Consider the following 16,488-nt stretch of genomic DNA (forward strand, 5'->3'; position numbering starts at 1 on the left):
GATGATCACCGCTCCTGGGGGACTGTTGATGGCCGGTACCGTCGTCGTGCACGCCGAATCGCCGCTGGTGGCCCTGGTGAAGGGCTCGTACGGCGTGGTGATCGACGGGGTGCGGGTCGGCCGGGTGAGACAGGGCGCCGTCGCCCGCTTCCCGGTGCCCGCCGGGACCCATGCCGTCGGGCTCACGGTCTGGGACGGCACCCGCTCCAACGCGGTGACGGTGGAGGTCGGCGAGGACCGGGAGTTCCTGGTCGCGGGCCGGGGCACCGGACTCGGGTACGCCTTCCTGCTGCCGGTCCTGGCCCGCACCGTGCTGCCCTGGTACTGCACGGTCGCGATGCTGCTGCTGATGTGCGCGCTCTTCTGGGCCGTCCCCGGCCTGCTGTTCCGGGTGCGGGCCGTGGGCGACTCCTACCTCCCGGCCGTCCAGGGTGATGAGCCCGCCGGGCCCGCCGAGGGGGAGGGCGTCGAGGGGGAGGGCGCCGGCAACGGCCTGTGGTGGGAGTCGGACCCGGCCCTGGCCAAGCGCCTGCGCAAGTCCGCCGGTTCCTGAGGCTCCCGGGGCCGACGGCTGCTTCGGGCCCCGCCGTTGTGGACAGAACCCTCGGAGGGAAAGGGTGTCGACGCTTCCACGGGGGCGGGGGCGGGGGCGGGAGCGGGAGCGGGGCGGGGGCCGGGTGCCCCGGCCTGGCGGGGAGCGCACAACGCGATATACCGTATCGCGATATAGCGTAAGTTGCCGTCCGCGTGCCGCTCACCCCGGTGCGAGGACCTTCACCGAATTCAGGACGGGGACCGGAAGCCATGCCTGGAGAGACCTCACCCTCCCCGCGGCCCGCGGCCCCGCAGGCCGCCCCGCCCGCGCTGCGGGCCTCGCACGCGGACCGGGACCGGGTGGTGGCCGCCCTGGGCGTGGCCGCGGGCGACGGCCGGCTGAGCCCGGAGGAGCTGGACGAGCGGGTGGAGGCCGCCCTGTCGGCCCGCACCGTCGCCGACCTGGCCGCGCTGACCGCCGACCTGCCGCCGGTGTCGGTCTCGGCCACCGGGGTGGTGGCGGAGGGCCGGGACGTCCTGCGGATCGAGCAGAAGTTCACCAGGACCGAGCGGGTGGGCGCCTGGGTGCTGCCGCGCCGCCTGGAGATCGCCGCCGAGTGGTGCCACGTGAAGCTGGACTTCACCCGGGCGGTGATCACCCACGACACCCTGGAGGTCGACGTCGACATGCAGGGCGGCAACCTGACGCTGATCGTCGGCCCGGGCATCGTGGTCGACCCCTACGGCCTGAGCCTGGAGTTCTCCAAGGTGAAGGGCCACCGGGACCCGGACCCGGGCACCCCGGTCCGGCTGCGGATCGAGCTGATCGGCAGGAAGAGCTTCGGGCGGGTCACCGTGCGCCACCCCCGCAGGCCGTGGGGCCGGCGCAACTCCCCGCAACCCTGAGGCTGCTGACGGACCGTCAGTCCTCGCCGCCCTTGCCGCGCTTGCGCTGCCCGGTGGCACCGCGCCCGGTGCCCCCCGCCCGCTTGCCGCCCGCCGGGGCCGCCGCCTCCTTGGCGTCGACGGCGCCGCGCAGCTGCGCCTGCGCCCCGGTGATCCTGCCGGCGAGGGCCCGGTCGGGGTGGGTGGTGACGGCGGGCGTGGCGGCGGCCTTCCCGAGCGCGGTCACCGAGTTCTCCAGGTACGCCTTCCAGTACTCGACGTGCCGGTCGGTGACGGCCGCCTGGCCGAGGTTGGCGGACAACTCGTCGACGTACTGGACGAGGTAGTCGACGGTCTCCTTCAGGTAGCCGGCGTCGATCCCGGTGCGGCCCGCGTGCTCCAACTCCCACACGTGGGTCTCGATCTCGCGCATCGGCTGCTGGAGCAGGGTGAAGGTCTCCTGCCCGATGTCGCTGATCACGTCCATGTAGACGTGCGGGTCCCCGCCGTCGGCGGCGTCCTCGTCGGGCATCAGCATCGCCTGGGCGGCGTGGATGAGCTCGTGGCGCAGCGTGCTGTGGATGACGGCGGGCCCGTAGTCGTCGAACAGGTTGCGGTACAGCGCCATGGTGACCTTGTCGCCCGAAGTGCCGGTCGTGGTCAGGGCCATGGCCTTGCCCGCGCCCTGGCGGGAGTGCTTGTAGCCGAGGACGAGGTTGCCCTCGTCCGCCACGGCCTGCGGCAGGTGGTCCAGGACGTAGCGCAGCAGCGCGTCCAGCGCCGCCTGGCGTACGGCCTTCGCGTCCGACCCGGTCGTCTCCTTCGCCTCCTGCAACTGCTGGACGAGGGCGGCCGGCAGTTCGGGGACGGCCGCCGACGGCTCCTCGGGCTGGGGCAGGTCGTCGGAGGCGGTGCGCTGGAGCGCGCCGCCGGCCCCGGCACGGGCCGTGCCCTGCTCCACCACGGCGGCGGGCCCGGCCTCGGGGGCGGGCCCGGACATGACCCGGCGGGCGGTGGCCTCCGCCTCGCGCTCGAAGCGGTCAAAGGGGTCGCTGACCCGCAGTCCGGTGCCGGTGTCGGTGCCGGCCACGGGGCCGTGCCGCTGCTGGACGACGTGGGTCAGCTCGTGGGCGAGGGTGTGCTTGTCGCCGCCGCCCTCCCCGATGACGACGTGGTGGCCGGAGGTGTAGGCGCGGGCGCCGACCTCGGCCGCCGAGGCGCGGGCCGCCGCCCCCTCGTGGAGGCGGACGTTGGAGAAGTCGGCGCCCAGGCGGGCCTCCATCTCGGCGCGGGTCGCCTCCTGCAGCGGGCGCCCCGCGCTGCGCAGTACGCCGTCGACGGCGGAGCGCTGCACCATCCGGACCACGGCGGCGTTGCCCGCGGCGGCCTGGAGGGCGAGCAGCCGCGGGGCGGGCCGGCGGTCGGGGCCGGGGGTGCGGTCGGTGCCCGCCGCCCGGGTGCCGTCCTCCCGGCCGCCCTGCTGCCGCCGGCCGTCGTGTGTGCGCATGGGTGTGTCCCCCCGGGGTGTCCGCTGGCCTTCCATGGTCATCCGGCGGCGCGGTGCGGCGGAAGGGCCGTGGGGGCAGCGCTGCGTGCCCGTACGGGCAGTTCGGACGGGGTGCGGCACCGCCCGGCGCGCCCTGCGAGGACCACCGGCATGACGCCACCGCCGCCCACCGGCCCCGGCACCCCCGGCACCCCCGGCACCCCCGGCACCCCTGACGACCCGTTCGCCGTGCTCGGCGAGCCCGTCCTGGCCGTCCCGGACCGGCGGCGCGCCCTGCTCGCCGTCGCCGGGGCGTGCGGGGACGACTGCGGGGACGGCTGCGGGGACGACGGGGACGGGAGGGTCGGCGTCTTCGACGTCAGCGGCGGCCCCCGGCGCCGTCTGCTGATCGGCACGGGCTTGCCCGTGCACGCGATGGCCTTCCGTCCGGCCCGCCCCCTGCCGGCCGTGGGCACCGGGGACTACGACGGCGGCTACCACTTCGAGGGGGAGCTGCTGCTCGTGCACCTGGACAGCGGCGAGGTCCGGTCCCTGATCGGGTGCGGCTTCGGATGCGGCCGTCAGGTCCTCGCCCTGGAGTGGTCGAACGACCGGGACCTGCGCGTGCTGATGGCTCCTGCGGACGACGAGGACGGCGAGGAGGCCCACGGGGAGGGGCACCTCGCCGTCGTCCACCGCGCCGACTGGACCGGGGTCGGCGCGCAGTGCCTCACCGCCCGCGACCTGACCGGCCCCCGGGTGCCCGCGCCCCGCCCCGACCACCGGGAGGCCGCCCGCCGCACCGTCGCCCGCCTGGCGGCACCCCGGGCCCGCCGCCACCGGCACACCGGCGGCCGGAGCGGGTGAGGGCTGTGCGGGGAGTGGGAAGTCGGCCGGGCCGACTTCCCACTGCGCTCCCTGTTCTGCTTCCTGCGACGCGCGGGTGGCTGCTCAGTCGAGCCGGCCCAGGATCCATTCCACGAGGACGCCGGAGACGTGGCTGTGCTCGGTGTTCTCGGCGTCGAAGGCGACCTCGTTCAGGTGGAAGCGCTCGGGGCCCTGGTCGAGGAGGTTGAGGTTCGGGTCGACGTCCCAGGCGATGGGGTCGTAGACGAGCGCGGAGGCGCTGACCGCCGGGACGAAGGCGCCGCTGCGGTGCTCCTCGCTGATCTTCGCCTTGATGGCGTCGGCGACCTTGCCGAAGGAGTCCAGGGTGCCGCCGGGCACCCCGTCCAGGGCCGGGACCTCGGTGGTGGTGGAGCGGCGCAGCGACAGGCCGGCGTGCATGCCGCCGATGCGCTGGTCGGTGCCCCGGTCGGGCTGGAAGCGGGCGGTGGCGCTGGCGACCAGGGCCTGCCAGTCGAAGGCGATCTCGCCGGCGGGCAGCGGGCGCCCGGTGCCGTCGCCGCGGCCGTTGGCGACGCCGAGCAGGCGCGGGCGGCGCGGGAAGTCGCCGAGGTCGGCGAGCTCGCGCACGAAGGCGGTGCGCAGTTCGCTGGCGGTGGCGACCTCGCCCGAGTACTTGGCGTCCGGGACCCAGGCCCAGAGCAGCTGCTGGGCGGCGGGGCTGCGGATCAGGTCGGCCTGGGAGGGCTCGCCGGGCTTGGCGGGGGCGAGCTTCTCGAAGAAGTACGCCATCTGCTGGAGGATCAGCGGGATCCAGGCGCCGTTGTGGGGGGAGTCCCAGGACAGGTAGGTGGTGGCCTGGTGGTCGATGCCGTCGTTCTCCAGCTTGGCGAGCGCGTAGCGGGTGATGATGCCGCCCATGCTGACGCCGCCGACGGTCAGCGGCTGGTCGCCGACGCGTTCGGCGATGGCGCGCCGGATCGCCTGGATCGCGACGTCGGCGTTGTGCTGGATGTGGGTGTGGCGCTCGTCGAAGCCGATCAGGACGACGTCGTGGCCGCGGGTGAGGAGCTGGTCGAGGAAGCCCGGACGGCCGCTCTCGTAGGGGGAGTTGAAGTGGTTGAACAGCGCGGGCAGGTCGCTGGGGCCGTAGTTGAAGCCGTCGGCGAACAGGAACGGCTTCTCCAGGTGGGTGCGGCCGTCGCCGTAGTAGACGGCCGCGGTGCCGCTCGCCCGCTCGCCCGGTAGCTCCCAGACCTCGTCGGGCACGCGCACGCCCGGCAGGCCGATGTCGGTGGTGAAGAAGATGTCGGAGGCGATGGTCGCCGCGACTTCGGCGAGTTCCTCCGGGGTGAGGTCGGTCCCGCTGGTGGCGAGGGAGGTGGAGACGTCGATACGGGGGTTCACGGCCATGGTGTACCGCCTCGGTCGGGGGTTGGTTCGTGGCCGACCGTAATGGGTCGGTCACTCACCGCACCAGCTGCTGACCGCTATTGGCCGAAAGCGACCGGAACGGACCGCTCGCGGGACCCGCCACCCCGGGACGGCCGCGGTCGGACCAGGAGCAGGGTCTTGCCCAGGGCCGTGCGGCCCTCGATCGCGGCGTGCGCGTCCGCGGCCCGCTCCAGCGGGAAGGTCTGCCCGATCACCGGCCGCACCCGGCCCGCGAGGGCCTGCGCCATCACCTGCTCCAGCCACGGCCGCATCCGCGCCCGGAAGGAGAACAGCTGCTCGATCCCGAGCACCTCCACCCCGCGCCGCCGCGCCTGCTCGGGTGCGATCGCCGTGAGGCGGCCGCTGGAGGCGCCGTGCACGGAGAAGCGGCCGTGGCGGGCCGTCACCTCGAAGGCGGCACGGCCGATCTCCCCGCCCACGCCGTCGAACACGACGTCGACGCCCGCGCCGCCGGTCACCCGCAGGACCTGCTCGCTCCAGTCGGGGGAGGAGTAGTCGATGGCGGCCTCGGCGCCCAGGCCGCGGACCAGGTCGAGCTTGCGCTCCCCGCGGGCCAGGCCGATGACCCTGGCCCCGGCGGAGCGCGCCAACTGCACCAGCAGGCTGCCGAGTCCGCCGGCCGCCGCCTCGACCAGCACCCACTGCCCGGGGACGATCCGGGCCCCCTCGACCAGGCCCGTCGCGGTGGCGCCGTCGCTGTGCAGGGCCGCCGCCTCGGGCAGGCCCAGCCCCTCGGGGACCGCGACCAGGCTCCCCGCGTCGGCCGCCACCCGCTCGGCGAAGGCGCCCGTCGACCCGGCGTCGGCCAGCACCGACCGGCCGGCCCAGCCGGGGTCCACGCCCTCCCCGACGGCGCTCACCCGGCCGGCCACCATGCCGCCCGGCACGTAGGGGAGTTCGGGCCTGGGGTGCCACGGGTCGACGCCGCGGCGGATCTGCGTCTCGACGAAGGTGATGCCGACGACGGAGACGTCGACCAGTACCTGCCCCGGCCCGGGAGCGGGTTCCGGTGCCTCGATGGGGACGAGAACCTCGGGGCCCCCGAAACGCACTGCCTGTACGGTCCGCATGCTGATCACATTCCTGTCCGGTGACGGCGACTTCGACACCGTGGATTCTTCGACCTCAAGCGAGGTTGAGGTCAAGTACACCGGGGGCGGATCAGGAAGTCGGCAGGGTCGACTTCCCGGCCGGAGTCGCGGTGGCCCGGGGAACGGAGAAAGCCCCGCCGTCCCGGGGCCGGGGCGGCGGGGCTTGGCGCTGGGGTCAGCGGGCATCGAGTTCGCCGGTGCGTACGGCGGTGACGAAGGACTGCCAGGCGGTGGCGGAGAAGACCAAGGCGGGGCCGTGGGGGTCCTTGGAGTCGCGGACGGGCTGGACGCCGGTGAAGCCGTCGGCGACCTCGACGCAGTTCGCGCCGCCCCCGCCGCTGAACGAACTCTTCCGCCAGGAAGTGCCAGTCAGGTCGACATCCACTCCAGGTCCCTCCTTGCCGCACGAACGAAAGCCAGTGTTTCGGCCTGGCCGAGAGCCTCGACCGCCAGCCGATCGTACTGCTTCACCAAGGCACCAACAGACTTGGTATCGCGGTCGATGTAGCCACGCTGCTCGATCTCGCCGTAGGCGAGAACTTTTCGGCTCGGCATGGTAAGGAGGCTTACTGGGTGGGTGAGGGGGCGAGTTTCACCCAGGGTGAACGGCGCGATCTGGATCACTACGTTGGGCCGATCAATCAACTTCTCCAGGTACAGCAGCTGTTCCACCATGACGTCCCGTCCGCCGACGATTCGCCTGAGGCAGGTCTCGCCCAGTACCGCGTGTACGAGTGGGGGAGAGGGGCGTTCCAGGAGCTGCTGTCGTGCAAGCCTGAACTCGATACGTTCCTCGGCTAGTTTCAGGGGGACATTGCCTTGCCTGGCATAGCCCGTCTCGATTGCGGTTGCGTATGCCCGGGTCTGAAAAAGCCCTGACATGACGTCGTTTTCGAAGACCCTGATCTGCTCTGCGACACCCTCGTAGCGGGCGTACTCCGGGAAGCCCTCCAGGATCGCCGCATTTTTCAGCTGATACCACATCAGCAACATCGTGCCGCCGGTGTTGAGCGCGATGTCCGCCAGCTCTGCGAGCCTGCGACTCGGCGGCCGGTGCGCAAGTTCGATGTAGGAGAGGTGCGACGGCGAGCACTCCAGCAACGGCGCCAGCTCCTCCTGGAGGATGTCCTTGGCCTCGCGGAAGTTGCGGAGCTGGATGCCGAACGGCGCCCAAGGGCTCGACTCCGGGTCAATCTTCTTCTTGTTCATGGCAGTCCCCAACTTCTGGCGAGCCCGTGGCAAGTCGCAGGCTGCTTCCGATCGTAGGCGCCACTGCCTCACCATGTGCAACGGAACGTGAAACTCCCGTCGCAGAGAGTCCTATTCCCATGGCTCAAGATCAGATCCCCCGTCTCCATGGCTACGGTGTCCGCTGGGACACCGAGGCCCGGTGCTACCGGGTGCGCAACGAGTGCACCGGAGCGTGGCTGTGCAGGCCCAACGGTGAGCGCAGCGGCTTCTCCTCCTTCACCGAGGCGTTCTCCGCCTGGCGGCTCTTCGAAGTCCACAAGCGGCCGGGGGAGTTGTGACCCTCTCCCGTGTCACGGCCGAGCAGCGCCGGCAGGCCGCCGCCGTCCTGGACGACCTGACCACCGTCCTCGCCCTGGGCCGCGTCCACCTGCCCACCCTCGAAGTCGACTGGGACACCGGCCGCTCCACCTGCGAGTACCTGCTGCACCTCACCGCCCGCCCGCTGGACCTCCTTCGGATCGTGGACCTGCTGCGCAAGGGCCTGCGCTACGAGCGCCTCACGTATGACGACTGAACTCCTCGCCCGCCTCCTCTGGTGGGCCTGTTTCTCCGCTGTCCTGCTGTACGTCCTCAGGAAGTGAACCCCGTGCACGACCCCCGCCTCCTCGCCAAGCCCCCGATCTGCCGGCTCGGCTGCCTCGTCCTGGTCCGCAACCAGAGCGGCGACGTCCTGCTCGTCGACCCCGACTACCTCGACGGCATGATCCTGCCCGGCGGCCCCGGCAAGGCCAACGAACCCCCGCACCGCGCCGCCGCCCGCCACCTCCACGCCCAGACCGGCATCATCCTCAGGCTCACCCACGCCGTCGCCCTCGACTACACCCCCTCCGACCGCTACCTGGAACGCTTCAACCTCGTCTTCGACGGCGGCACCCTGCGCGACGAACACCCCCTCACCGTCCCCCCGCAGAAGCGAAGCCGCCTGCACGGCGCCCGCTTCGTCCCCGTCCACGAACTCCCCCACCACATGGCCCCCTCCCAGGCCGCCCGCACCACCGAAGCCCTCACCGGCCGCGCCCTCCCCCTCCTCCTCCACGGCCAGCGCCCCGACTGATGCTCCGTCACATGTCCATCCCCCGGTCAGCCCCAGGGCGGATCGGGGGGATGCCCCCATCCCGCTGCCCGCCGGTGCGCCCGACACTCGGGCCATGCGCATCACTCGGGGCGGCTGGGCCGTCATGACCGTGCTGTCCACACTGATCGTCCTGTACGCGGCCAAGTACGCGAGCTTCGACCCGGACACCTACTTCACCCAACAGCGCGCCACCTACCTGGCGCACCAACTGCCCCTGGGCCTCCACATCTTCGGCGCCGCCGTCGCTCTGCTCCTCGGGCCCTGGCAGTTCTCCACCCGGCTGCGCCGCCGTTCCCCGCGCCTGCACCGCGCCGTCGGCACCACCTACCTGCTGGGCTGCCTGGTCGGCGGCATCGGCGCACTCCTGCTGGCGCCGCACGCCTATGGCGGCGCGGTCTCCGGGCTCGGCTTCGCCTGCCTGGGCGTCGCCTGGCTGCTCACCGGCGCCACCGGACTGCGGATGATCCTGCGCGGTCGGGTGGAGGACCACCGGCGCTGGATGGTCCGCAGCTTCGCGCTCACCTTCGCCGCCGTCACGCTGCGCCTCATGCTGGTGGCCGCCCAGGTGGCCCACCTGGACTTCCGCACCTCCTACCTGGCGATCGCCTGGCTGTGCTGGGTGCCCAACCTCGCGTTGGCGTGGTGGTTCACCCGCTCACCCGGTCGGGTGAAGGTCGCACTCGGCGGCGGAGATCTGTAGCAGGCTCCTCCCTGGCTGACGGACCGTCAGTGAAGAACTCGTCCCCACGGAGAGACGCCATGGCCTACCCGAAGGATTTCAAGTACACCGACTCGCACGAGTGGGTGCAGCCCACCGGCAAGAACAAGGCCCGGGTGGGCATCACCGACCACGCCCAACGCCAGCTCGGCGACATCGTCTTCGTCGAACTCCCCAAGGTGGGGGACACCTTCGACGCCGGGCGGCCGTTCGGCAGCGTGGAGTCCGTCAAGGCGGCCAGCGAGCTCTACGCCCCGGTCTCCGGCAAGGTCACGGCCATCAACGAGGACCTGAACGACGCGCCCGAGGACATCAACGAGGACGCGCACGCCACCTGGCTCATCGAGCTGGAACTGACCAAGCCCGCCGAGCTGGACACCCTCCTCACGGTCGCCCAGTACGAGGCCCTCATCAGCGAGTAGGGCCTGTCCGGAGCGCTCTCGCGTGCGGGCCCGCCCTCACGCGAGCAGCGCCTCCAGCTGCGGGAGCCGGTCGAACAGGTCGGGCAGGCCGTTCAGGCCGCCGCGTACGGACGCGTGGGAGAGCGCGAGCTCGGGGCCGGTGCCCGCCTCGGCCCCGGCCAGGCAGCGCAGGACGTTCCACCGGGTGTGCCCCAGCCAGCCGCCGACCGTGTACGCGAACCAGCTCGGGCCCGGCGGCGGCAGCGCACCGCCACCCGCGGCGTAGCCGTCGAGGACGCGGCGGAAGACGGCGGGCCTGATGTCGTCGAGGCCGGGGCCCTTGGCGATGCCCAGCGCGGTCGAGCCGAGCTCGCCGGAGAGGTCGAGCGGGCCGGAGAGCTCCCAGTCGAGCAGGACCGGGCGGCCCGCCCGGGCGAGCAGGTTCCACGGCTGGACGTCGCGGTGGGTCAGCACCACGGGGCCGGGCCGCTCGCAGGCGTCGAGGAAGTCGGCGATGGCCAGGAACGTGCCGACGCGGCAGGCGAGTTCACCGGCCCACGGCTGTCCGCTCGCCTGCGCCCGCGCGGCGAGTGCGGGCCAGTCCCGGGGGGTCGGCCCCTCGGCCGACTCGGCCGGCTCAGGGGCCCACGGGACGTCGAGCGCGTGGAGGCGGGCCAGGATCTCGCCGACCTCGAACGCGTACGCCTCCGGCACCGGTTCCTCCGGCACCTTCTCGCCCTCGACCCAGCGGTGCACGAGCGTGTGCGGGTCGGCGGCGACCGGCTCCGGCATCGGGACACCGGCGGCGAAGGCCGCCCGCTCGAAGGCGAACACGTCCTCGACCCGGTAGGGGCGGCGGCGGTCGGCGGGGCTCAACTCCTTGACCGCGAAGGACCCTTGGTCGGTGTCGAGCCGGTACGTCCGGTTGGCGAACCCGCCGTGGACGCGGATCATCGGCCCGAGCGGCACGCCGAGGTGGGAGAGGTTCACCCCGCGCATGCTAGAGGCGGCACCCCGCCGCCGCACCGGACTTTCCCGTGGACGCCGGCCCGTGCCGGCGTCCACGGGGTGCCGGTGTCAGCGGGTGCTGAAATCGGCGTTCCAGGAGGCCGCGCCGGTACGCGCCAGGCCGACCTCGTTGTAGTTGCCGATCATGATGCCCAGGTGGTCGGGGGAGTTGATCCAGCCGTCGACGGCCGCGTCGATGTTCGTCGGCCCCCAGAAGGCGATCTCGCCGAAGCCGCGCCCGGTGTAGCCCAGGCCCGAGGCTATGCGGCCCGAGTCGCAGAAGTGCCCGGAGACCCGGCGCTGGTCCATCTGGTCGGCGTTGCACTTGGCGGCCTGGGCGAGCGTGGCGTTGAACCGCACCGGAGCCTTGCCGTACTGGGCGCGCAGGGCGTTCAGCCGGTCCAGGAAGCGCTGCTGGTCGGAGGTGACCGGGCCGCCGCCGTTGCCCGGGTTGGTGCCGGTGCCGCCGGAGGCGACCAGGTCGAAGCGCTGGGACGTGCTGCCGTCGCAGCCCTCGACGGTGACCTCCCGGTCCAGGCCGTGGTACGTCAGGCAGCCGTTGCCCTGGGCGTTGCGCAGGTAGGTGCCGCCCTCGGCGGCGGACTCCAGGGTCCACTGCTGGTTGGCGCCCGCCCACCAGTGGATGAACTGGGTGGTGCGGTTGTCGCGGGTGTCCATCTCCAGCACGCGCTCGGTGCCGTTGACGTTGCGGGCGAAGTCGACCCGGTCGCCGGGCTTGTTGGAGATCCAGAACGAGGTGGAGGCGTCCTGGTAGCCGCGGGCGACGATCCGCGAGCCCTCGCCGTCGGAGCTGGCCAGCGAGTGGTGGTTCTGGTGGTCCTGGATCGTGACCATCTGCTCGACCACGCCCGCGGTCGCGGCGGTGCCGGCGGTCGCGGCGTTCGCGGGCGCCGCCAGCAGGGTGGCACCGCTCGCGGACAGTGCGGAGACGGCGAACGCCAGGGCCGCCAGGCGGGTGCGGCGGCGCGCGCCCGGGGCCGGACGGCTGGCGGGGGTGGACGACGGGTGGGACACGGGGATCTCCTACGCTCGGCGGACCGCCGGCCGGCGGGCGGGCGGGGCGTAGGACAGGACAACAGCGCCGGGTAGACAACCGATCAACGGGCGTGGTCCGAAACCGTTTGGCGCGGGGCGGCGGGCGCTGCTACCTTTCCGGCAGGCCGTGCGAGAGAACGAGGAGGTGGTACCCGTGAACACGATGACATGGGTGCTCTCCTCCGGGGTCACGGTCGGGCGATAGGTCGTCGCCCGGGAGCGCCGTTCAGCAGCTCTCCCGAAAGGCACGACCGTGCACTTCACCCCCTCCGCCTCCCTGGCCTTCACCGCCGAACGGCGCCACGCCGACGGCGTCCTGGAGCGCGAGTTCCTCCTCGGCGACACCCCCGGCACCCTGTGGACGACCGGCACCGAGCCGGCCCCGCTGATCCTGATGGCCCACAACAACGGCTTGCCCCGGCGCGAGCCCCGCCTTGTCGCCCGGGCCTGCCACACCGCCGCCCAGGGCTACGCGGCGGCCACCATCGACGCCCCCGGCTGCGGCGACCGCCCCCGCACGGAGGCCGCCGAGCAGGCCCGCGCCGACCTGCGCGGCGCCATGCGGGCCGGCGAGCCGCGCGAGGTGGTCGACGGGATCCTCGAAGCCCTCGTCGGCCCCCTCGTCGAGGCCGCCGTCCCCGAGTGGCGGGCCGCCCTGGACGCCCTCCTGACCCTGCCCGAGGTCGCCACCGGCCCGGTCGGCTACTCGGGCTGGACGGCGCTGGGCATCCGCCTGGCCGCCACCGACGCGCGCATCGGCGCCGTCGGCCTGTTCGCCGGCGGCTACGTGCCCCGCGCCGTGCGTGAACAGGCCCGGCAGGTCACCGTCCCGCTGCTGTTCCTGCTCCAGTGGGACGACGAGGGCAACCCCCGCGAGCGCGCCCTCGACCTGTTCGACGCCTTCGCCGCCAGCGAGAAGACCCTGCACGCCAACCTCGGCGGGCACACCGGCACCCCCGCCTTCGAGCTGGAGGACACGAGCCGCTTCTACGACCGCCACCTGAGGTGACACCGGCCCCGGTGAGCCGGGCCGGCCGGGGGATCCCCTCCCGCGGCCGGCCCGGCCCGCGGGGTGTTACCCGAGGGCCCGCGTGACCACGCCGGAGCCCAGCGTGCTCCCGGCCTTGCGCAGCAGGAACGGCGTCCCCGCCTCCAGCGCGACCGCGGTCGTCAACGTCGCCGTCAGGCTCACGCTCGCACCGGGCTCGACGGCCTCGGTGCCCTCCGGCAGTTCCACCGACCCGGCGATGTCGAGGCCGCGCACGTGGAACACCGGCCAGTCGTCGCGGGAGACCGCCTTGTGCCGCCCGCTCACCTCGGCGGGCGACAGCTCGACGTCGGCCTCGAAGGTGGTGCACGCGCTGATGCTGCCCGGCTCGGCGAGCACCTGGCCACGGGCCAGCTGCTCACTGGTCACACCGCTCAGCAGCAGGCCCACCGACTCACCCGCCCGCGCCTGCTCCTGCGCGCCCCGCGTGCCGGTCCGCTCGATCTCGACGCAGGCCACCGTCCGGTTCGCGCCGACCCCGACGACCTCCGCCTTGCCGCCCGGCGTGATCGTGCCGCGTTCGACGCGGCCGGTGACCACGCACCCCCGCCCGGGGACCTGGAAGGTGTCGTCGATCCCCATCAGGAACGGTCCCGCCGTGTCCTCGGCCCGACCCGAGTCATCCGTCTCCTCCACCCGCACGAACTCCCTCCATCACCTGCTGCTCGGTTGCCGCACGCACCGGCGACGACCCGCGGGAGTGCCGCGCTCCTGCGAAGCACGGCCCTCCCCCCGTGGTCGGCCGCCCGGTCCGCTGCCGGCCCAGACCGCCGATCCTGCCGGACCGGGGCCGGGCCCCACCCCGCACAACCCCACGGCGTCGGGGAGTTCACCCGATCGAGAACACCGGCTCGCAGCCCGCCAGTTCGCAGCTGGCCTCCCACAGCCAGGCCGCGGTGGCCTTGTCGGCCAGGTGCTCCCACAGCGGTTCGGGCCTCGGCTCGCCGCGCAGCCCGAACACCCGCGGGCTCCACAGCACCGGGCCGCCGTGAACTCCCGTGTCCAGCACGGCCCGTACCGCCGGCCAGGCGGCGGCGTCCTTGCCCTGGACGACCAGGCCCAGCGGCAGGCGGCTCAGCCGCTCGCCGGGGGTGCGCCCGTGCAGCGGCGGGCGGGCGGGGGTGAGGGCGTCGAGCGCGCCGCCCGGGTGCGTCAGGACGCTCAGCGTGGCGCTCCCGGCGGCGCGCAGGCGGCGGTCGAGCTCGACGGCGAACAGCATCTGGGCCAGCTTGGAGCGGGCGTAGGCGCGCTTGGGCCGGTAGCCGCGGGCGCTCTGGAGGTCGGCGAGGTCCAGGCGTTCGGACTTGGCGGCGAAGCTGCCGGTGGTGACGATCCGGCTGCCCGGGGTGGCCAGCAGCAGCGGGGCCAGGCGGGCGGTGAGCGCGAAGTGGCCCAGGTGGTTGGTGGCGAACATCAGCTCGTGGCCGCTCCCGGCGGTGCGGCGCGGCGGGTCGTCGAGGGCGATGCCCGCGTTGAGGACGACCGCGTCCAGGCGCTCCGGTCGCAGTGCCCCCGCGGACGCCTCGACCGAGGCCGGGTCGGCCAGGTCCAGCGGCAGGTGGCGCAGCCTCGCGCCGGGCACCCGCGCGCCGATCGCGGCGATCGCCGCCGCGGCCTTGGCGCGGTCGCGGCTGCCCAGGACGACGGTGGCGCCGGTGGCGGCCAGCTGCTCGGCGACGAAGTAGCCGATGCCCGCGTTGGCGCCGGTGACCAGGAACACCTTCCCCTCGGCGCGGGGCAGCCGGTGGACGTCCCACGGCGGGCTCTGGAGTGCGGAGTTGGGCACGGGTGCTCCCTGGGTGTGCTGTGCGCGGTCGCCGGGGCGCGTCGATCACGCCCCGGCCCCAGGTTCGCGCGGGCCGCTCACACCTCACCGGCAGAGCGCTGTCCCCGCTGTCGGACGGCCGTCGCCACCACGTACGGGGGTGCTCAGTCGACGCAGAACTCGTTGCCCTCGACGTCCAGCATCGGGATGCACGAGTCCTGGCCGTCGTACAGCACCTGCACCAGCGTGGCGCCCAGGGCCTCCAGCCGCGCGGCCTCGGCCTTGAGCACGGCCAGGCGCTCCTCACCCGTCAGCCCGGTGCCCACCCGCACGTCCAGGTGCACCCGGTTCTTGACGGCCTTGCCCTCCGGCACGCGCTGGAAGTACAGCCGCGGACCCGCCCCCGAGGGGTCGGTGCACGCCGACCAGGAACCCCGCTCCTGCGCCGACTGGGAGGCCTCGTACGCGTCCCAGGAGGCGAACCCCTTCGGCGCTGCCATGACGTACCCCAGCACCTCGCACCAGAAGCGGGCGACGCGCGCGGGCTCCGCGCAGTCGAAGGTGACCTGGAACTGCTTGATCGCTGACATCCGGGCACCGTAGCAGGGGGCGCCGCGGCGCTTCACGGATTATCGGCCGTCACGGTCCAGTCCGCGGACGGGCCGGTGCCCCCGGGCCGGGCGCCCAGGCCGCCCTCGCGGGTCTCCGTCAGGTAGAGGTCGTTGTCGTTGAGGTCCGACTCCGAGCGGACCCGGGACCGGCCGCCGTCCGCCACGCTCCACGCCGCCTCGGTCGCACGGCACTGGCCGTAGCGGATGCTCCAGTTGTCACCGATCGCCACACACCCCCAGGCGCCCTTCTCCGGGTCGAGCGCCGCCACGTTCACCGCAGCTCCCACCGCCCGCAGCTCCCACCGCTGCCCGGGCGCCGCCGCGTCGCACGGCTCCAGCCGCACCTGGGTGGTGCCCGGGACGTGGTGCAGACAGGTGCCGGTCCGGGCGTTGCGCAGGCTGTACGTCACCGGCCGCTCCGCGGCGCGGGCGGCGGCGGGGGACAGGAGCAGGACGGCGGCGAGGACGGCTGCGGCCGCCGCGCGCCGGGGGCGAACGGGCATGGGGTGGCTCTCCGTTGAGATGTGGTGCAGCGCTCAACGACCGACGCACGGTCGGGAAACGAACCATCCCGGGCCCGAGGAGTTCACGGACCCAGGGGGCCCTGGACCTGCTGGGCCTGCTGGACCTACTGGAGCTCCCGTGCCTCCCGGGTGAACGCGGCGGTGTGGTCGGCGGCCCACCGGCCGAACGTGCGCGGCGCCCGCCCGAGGACGTCGGCGACCGTGGAGGTGACGTGGGCGGGCCGGCCGAGCGCGGCGTTCCACGCGGCGAGCAGCATCTCGACGGCCGGCGCGGGCACGTCCTTCGACAGGCTCCGGAACTCCTGCGGCGTCATCTCCTCGAAGGCGATCCGGCGCCCCAGGGCGTCGCCGATGGCGCCCACCTGCGCGGCCTGGGTCAGCGACTCGGGGCCGGTGAGGACGTAGTCGCCTCCGGCGTGCCCGTCCTGATGGAGCGTGCGCGCCGCGACGGCCGCCACATCGCGGTCGTCCACGGGCGCGGTCTCGGCGGCGCCGTAGGGCCAGCGGACGACCTCGCCCGCCCGGATCGCCGGGGCCCACCACGCCAGCGCGTTCGAGGCGAGCATCCCGGGCCGGATGACCGTCGACTCGACCCCGGTGGCCGCGAGGAGGCGTTCGAGGTCGGCGTGCATCGCCGCCACTGGATTGGGCTGCTGGAAGAAGGGGTGCGGCGTCCGGTGCGGGGAGGTGAGCAGGACGACCCGCCGCACGCGCGCCGCCAGCCGCTCGACGAC

21 protein-coding genes are annotated in these 16,488 nt (G+C 73.6%); 9 read left to right on the forward strand and 12 right to left on the reverse strand.

Translation table 11 applies throughout. The features are described 5' to 3' along the window. The first annotated feature begins 28 nt into the window (after positions 1 to 28). Positions 29 to 553 (forward strand): hypothetical protein, encoded by a 525-nt coding sequence (locus tag ACFC1T_RS34365; protein WP_375895529.1) that lies wholly within the window; start codon positions 29 to 31, stop codon positions 551 to 553. Between the two features lie 251 nt (positions 554 to 804). Beyond that, a complete protein-coding gene (locus ACFC1T_RS34370; RefSeq protein WP_375895530.1) occupies positions 805 to 1,440 on the forward strand; it encodes a DUF1707 domain-containing protein in 636 nt (211 codons plus the stop codon). A gap of 16 nt (positions 1,441 to 1,456) precedes the next feature. On the opposite strand, the gene ACFC1T_RS34375 is transcribed toward ACFC1T_RS34370, so the two are convergent. Further along, on the reverse strand, positions 1,457 to 2,926 hold the full coding sequence (locus ACFC1T_RS34375; RefSeq protein WP_375895533.1) for a DUF4157 domain-containing protein: 1,470 nt from the start codon (positions 2,924 to 2,926) through the stop codon (positions 1,457 to 1,459). A 150-nt stretch (positions 2,927 to 3,076) separates the two neighbouring features. Here ACFC1T_RS34375 and ACFC1T_RS34380 point away from each other — a divergent pair, with 150 nt between their 5' ends. Then, complete coding sequence (locus ACFC1T_RS34380; protein ID WP_375895535.1) at positions 3,077 to 3,772, forward strand: hypothetical protein; 696 nt, start codon at positions 3,077 to 3,079, stop codon at positions 3,770 to 3,772. 84 nt (positions 3,773 to 3,856) lie between these two features. Here the strand turns inward: ACFC1T_RS34380 and ACFC1T_RS34385 are convergent, their stop codons facing one another. The 4 genes from ACFC1T_RS34385 to ACFC1T_RS34400 form a co-directional block, all read right to left on the reverse strand. After that, on the reverse strand, positions 3,857 to 5,164 hold the full coding sequence (locus ACFC1T_RS34385) for a hypothetical protein (RefSeq protein ID WP_375895538.1): 1,308 nt from the start codon (positions 5,162 to 5,164) through the stop codon (positions 3,857 to 3,859). A gap of 77 nt (positions 5,165 to 5,241) precedes the next feature. After that, on the reverse strand, positions 5,242 to 6,276 hold the full coding sequence (locus ACFC1T_RS34390) for a zinc-binding dehydrogenase (RefSeq protein WP_375895541.1): 1,035 nt from the start codon (positions 6,274 to 6,276) through the stop codon (positions 5,242 to 5,244). A 196-nt stretch (positions 6,277 to 6,472) separates the two neighbouring features. Continuing rightward, the gene (locus tag ACFC1T_RS34395) at positions 6,473 to 6,682 is read right to left on the reverse strand and encodes a DUF397 domain-containing protein (RefSeq protein WP_375895543.1); all 210 of its coding nucleotides are present in this window, start codon (positions 6,680 to 6,682) and stop codon (positions 6,473 to 6,475) included. After that, a complete protein-coding gene (locus tag ACFC1T_RS34400) occupies positions 6,667 to 7,506 on the reverse strand; it encodes a helix-turn-helix domain-containing protein (protein ID WP_375895545.1) in 840 nt (279 codons plus the stop codon). The genes ACFC1T_RS34395 and ACFC1T_RS34400 overlap by 16 nt, the downstream gene beginning before the upstream one ends. Positions 7,507 to 7,625: 119 nt before the next feature. On the opposite strand from ACFC1T_RS34400, the gene ACFC1T_RS34405 reads away from it, so the two are divergent. From ACFC1T_RS34405 to gcvH, 5 genes are all read left to right on the forward strand, one after another. Further along, positions 7,626 to 7,826 (forward strand): hypothetical protein, encoded by a 201-nt coding sequence (locus ACFC1T_RS34405; protein WP_375895548.1) that lies wholly within the window; start codon positions 7,626 to 7,628, stop codon positions 7,824 to 7,826. Further along, positions 7,823 to 8,062 (forward strand): hypothetical protein, encoded by a 240-nt coding sequence (locus ACFC1T_RS34410; RefSeq protein ID WP_375895550.1) that lies wholly within the window; start codon positions 7,823 to 7,825, stop codon positions 8,060 to 8,062. The genes ACFC1T_RS34405 and ACFC1T_RS34410 overlap by 4 nt, the downstream gene beginning before the upstream one ends. A 72-nt stretch (positions 8,063 to 8,134) precedes the next feature. Further along, positions 8,135 to 8,602, forward strand: coding sequence for an NUDIX domain-containing protein (locus ACFC1T_RS34415; RefSeq protein WP_375895552.1), 468 nt, complete (start codon positions 8,135 to 8,137; stop codon positions 8,600 to 8,602). Positions 8,603 to 8,696: 94 nt separating this feature from the next. After that, a complete protein-coding gene (locus ACFC1T_RS34420; RefSeq protein ID WP_375895555.1) occupies positions 8,697 to 9,323 on the forward strand; it encodes a DUF2306 domain-containing protein in 627 nt (208 codons plus the stop codon). A 59-nt stretch (positions 9,324 to 9,382) separates the two neighbouring features. Next, on the forward strand, positions 9,383 to 9,763 hold the full coding sequence (gene gcvH / locus ACFC1T_RS34425; RefSeq protein WP_375895557.1) for a glycine cleavage system protein GcvH: 381 nt from the start codon (positions 9,383 to 9,385) through the stop codon (positions 9,761 to 9,763). A 36-nt stretch (positions 9,764 to 9,799) separates the two neighbouring features. Here the strand turns inward: gcvH and ACFC1T_RS34430 are convergent, their stop codons facing one another. Next, positions 9,800 to 10,732, reverse strand: coding sequence for a phosphotransferase family protein (locus ACFC1T_RS34430; RefSeq protein ID WP_375895559.1), 933 nt, complete (start codon positions 10,730 to 10,732; stop codon positions 9,800 to 9,802). An 87-nt stretch (positions 10,733 to 10,819) separates the two neighbouring features. Then, positions 10,820 to 11,785 (reverse strand): CAP domain-containing protein, encoded by a 966-nt coding sequence (locus tag ACFC1T_RS34435; protein WP_375895562.1) that lies wholly within the window; start codon positions 11,783 to 11,785, stop codon positions 10,820 to 10,822. Positions 11,786 to 12,083: 298 nt separating this feature from the next. Between ACFC1T_RS34435 and ACFC1T_RS34440 the strand changes: the two genes are divergently transcribed. Then, complete coding sequence (locus ACFC1T_RS34440; RefSeq protein ID WP_375895579.1) at positions 12,084 to 12,815, forward strand: dienelactone hydrolase family protein; 732 nt, start codon at positions 12,084 to 12,086, stop codon at positions 12,813 to 12,815. Positions 12,816 to 12,881: 66 nt separating this feature from the next. Here ACFC1T_RS34440 and ACFC1T_RS34445 read toward each other — a convergent pair whose 3' ends face one another. The 5 genes from ACFC1T_RS34445 to ACFC1T_RS34465 form a co-directional block, all read right to left on the reverse strand. Further along, positions 12,882 to 13,490, reverse strand: coding sequence for an EF-Tu/IF-2/RF-3 family GTPase (locus ACFC1T_RS34445; protein WP_375895565.1), 609 nt, complete (start codon positions 13,488 to 13,490; stop codon positions 12,882 to 12,884). Between the two features lie 193 nt (positions 13,491 to 13,683). Beyond that, on the reverse strand, positions 13,684 to 14,640 hold the full coding sequence (locus tag ACFC1T_RS34450) for an SDR family NAD(P)-dependent oxidoreductase (protein WP_375895568.1): 957 nt from the start codon (positions 14,638 to 14,640) through the stop codon (positions 13,684 to 13,686). 143 nt (positions 14,641 to 14,783) lie between these two features. Then, positions 14,784 to 15,209 carry a VOC family protein gene (locus ACFC1T_RS34455; protein ID WP_375895571.1) on the reverse strand — a complete coding sequence of 142 codons (426 nt, stop codon included), beginning with the start codon at positions 15,207 to 15,209 and terminating at the stop codon, positions 14,784 to 14,786. Positions 15,210 to 15,241: 32 nt separating this feature from the next. Further along, positions 15,242 to 15,733 carry a hypothetical protein gene (locus ACFC1T_RS34460; protein WP_375895574.1) on the reverse strand — a complete coding sequence of 164 codons (492 nt, stop codon included), beginning with the start codon at positions 15,731 to 15,733 and terminating at the stop codon, positions 15,242 to 15,244. Between the two features lie 125 nt (positions 15,734 to 15,858). After that, the coding region (locus tag ACFC1T_RS34465) for an NmrA family transcriptional regulator (RefSeq protein WP_375895575.1) at positions 15,859 to 16,488 on the reverse strand (630 nt) is incomplete at its 5' end.

Origin of the sequence: Kitasatospora sp. NPDC056076, from assembly GCF_042266305.1 — a bacterium.
Classification (GTDB): Bacteria; Actinomycetota; Actinomycetes; order Streptomycetales; family Streptomycetaceae; genus Kitasatospora.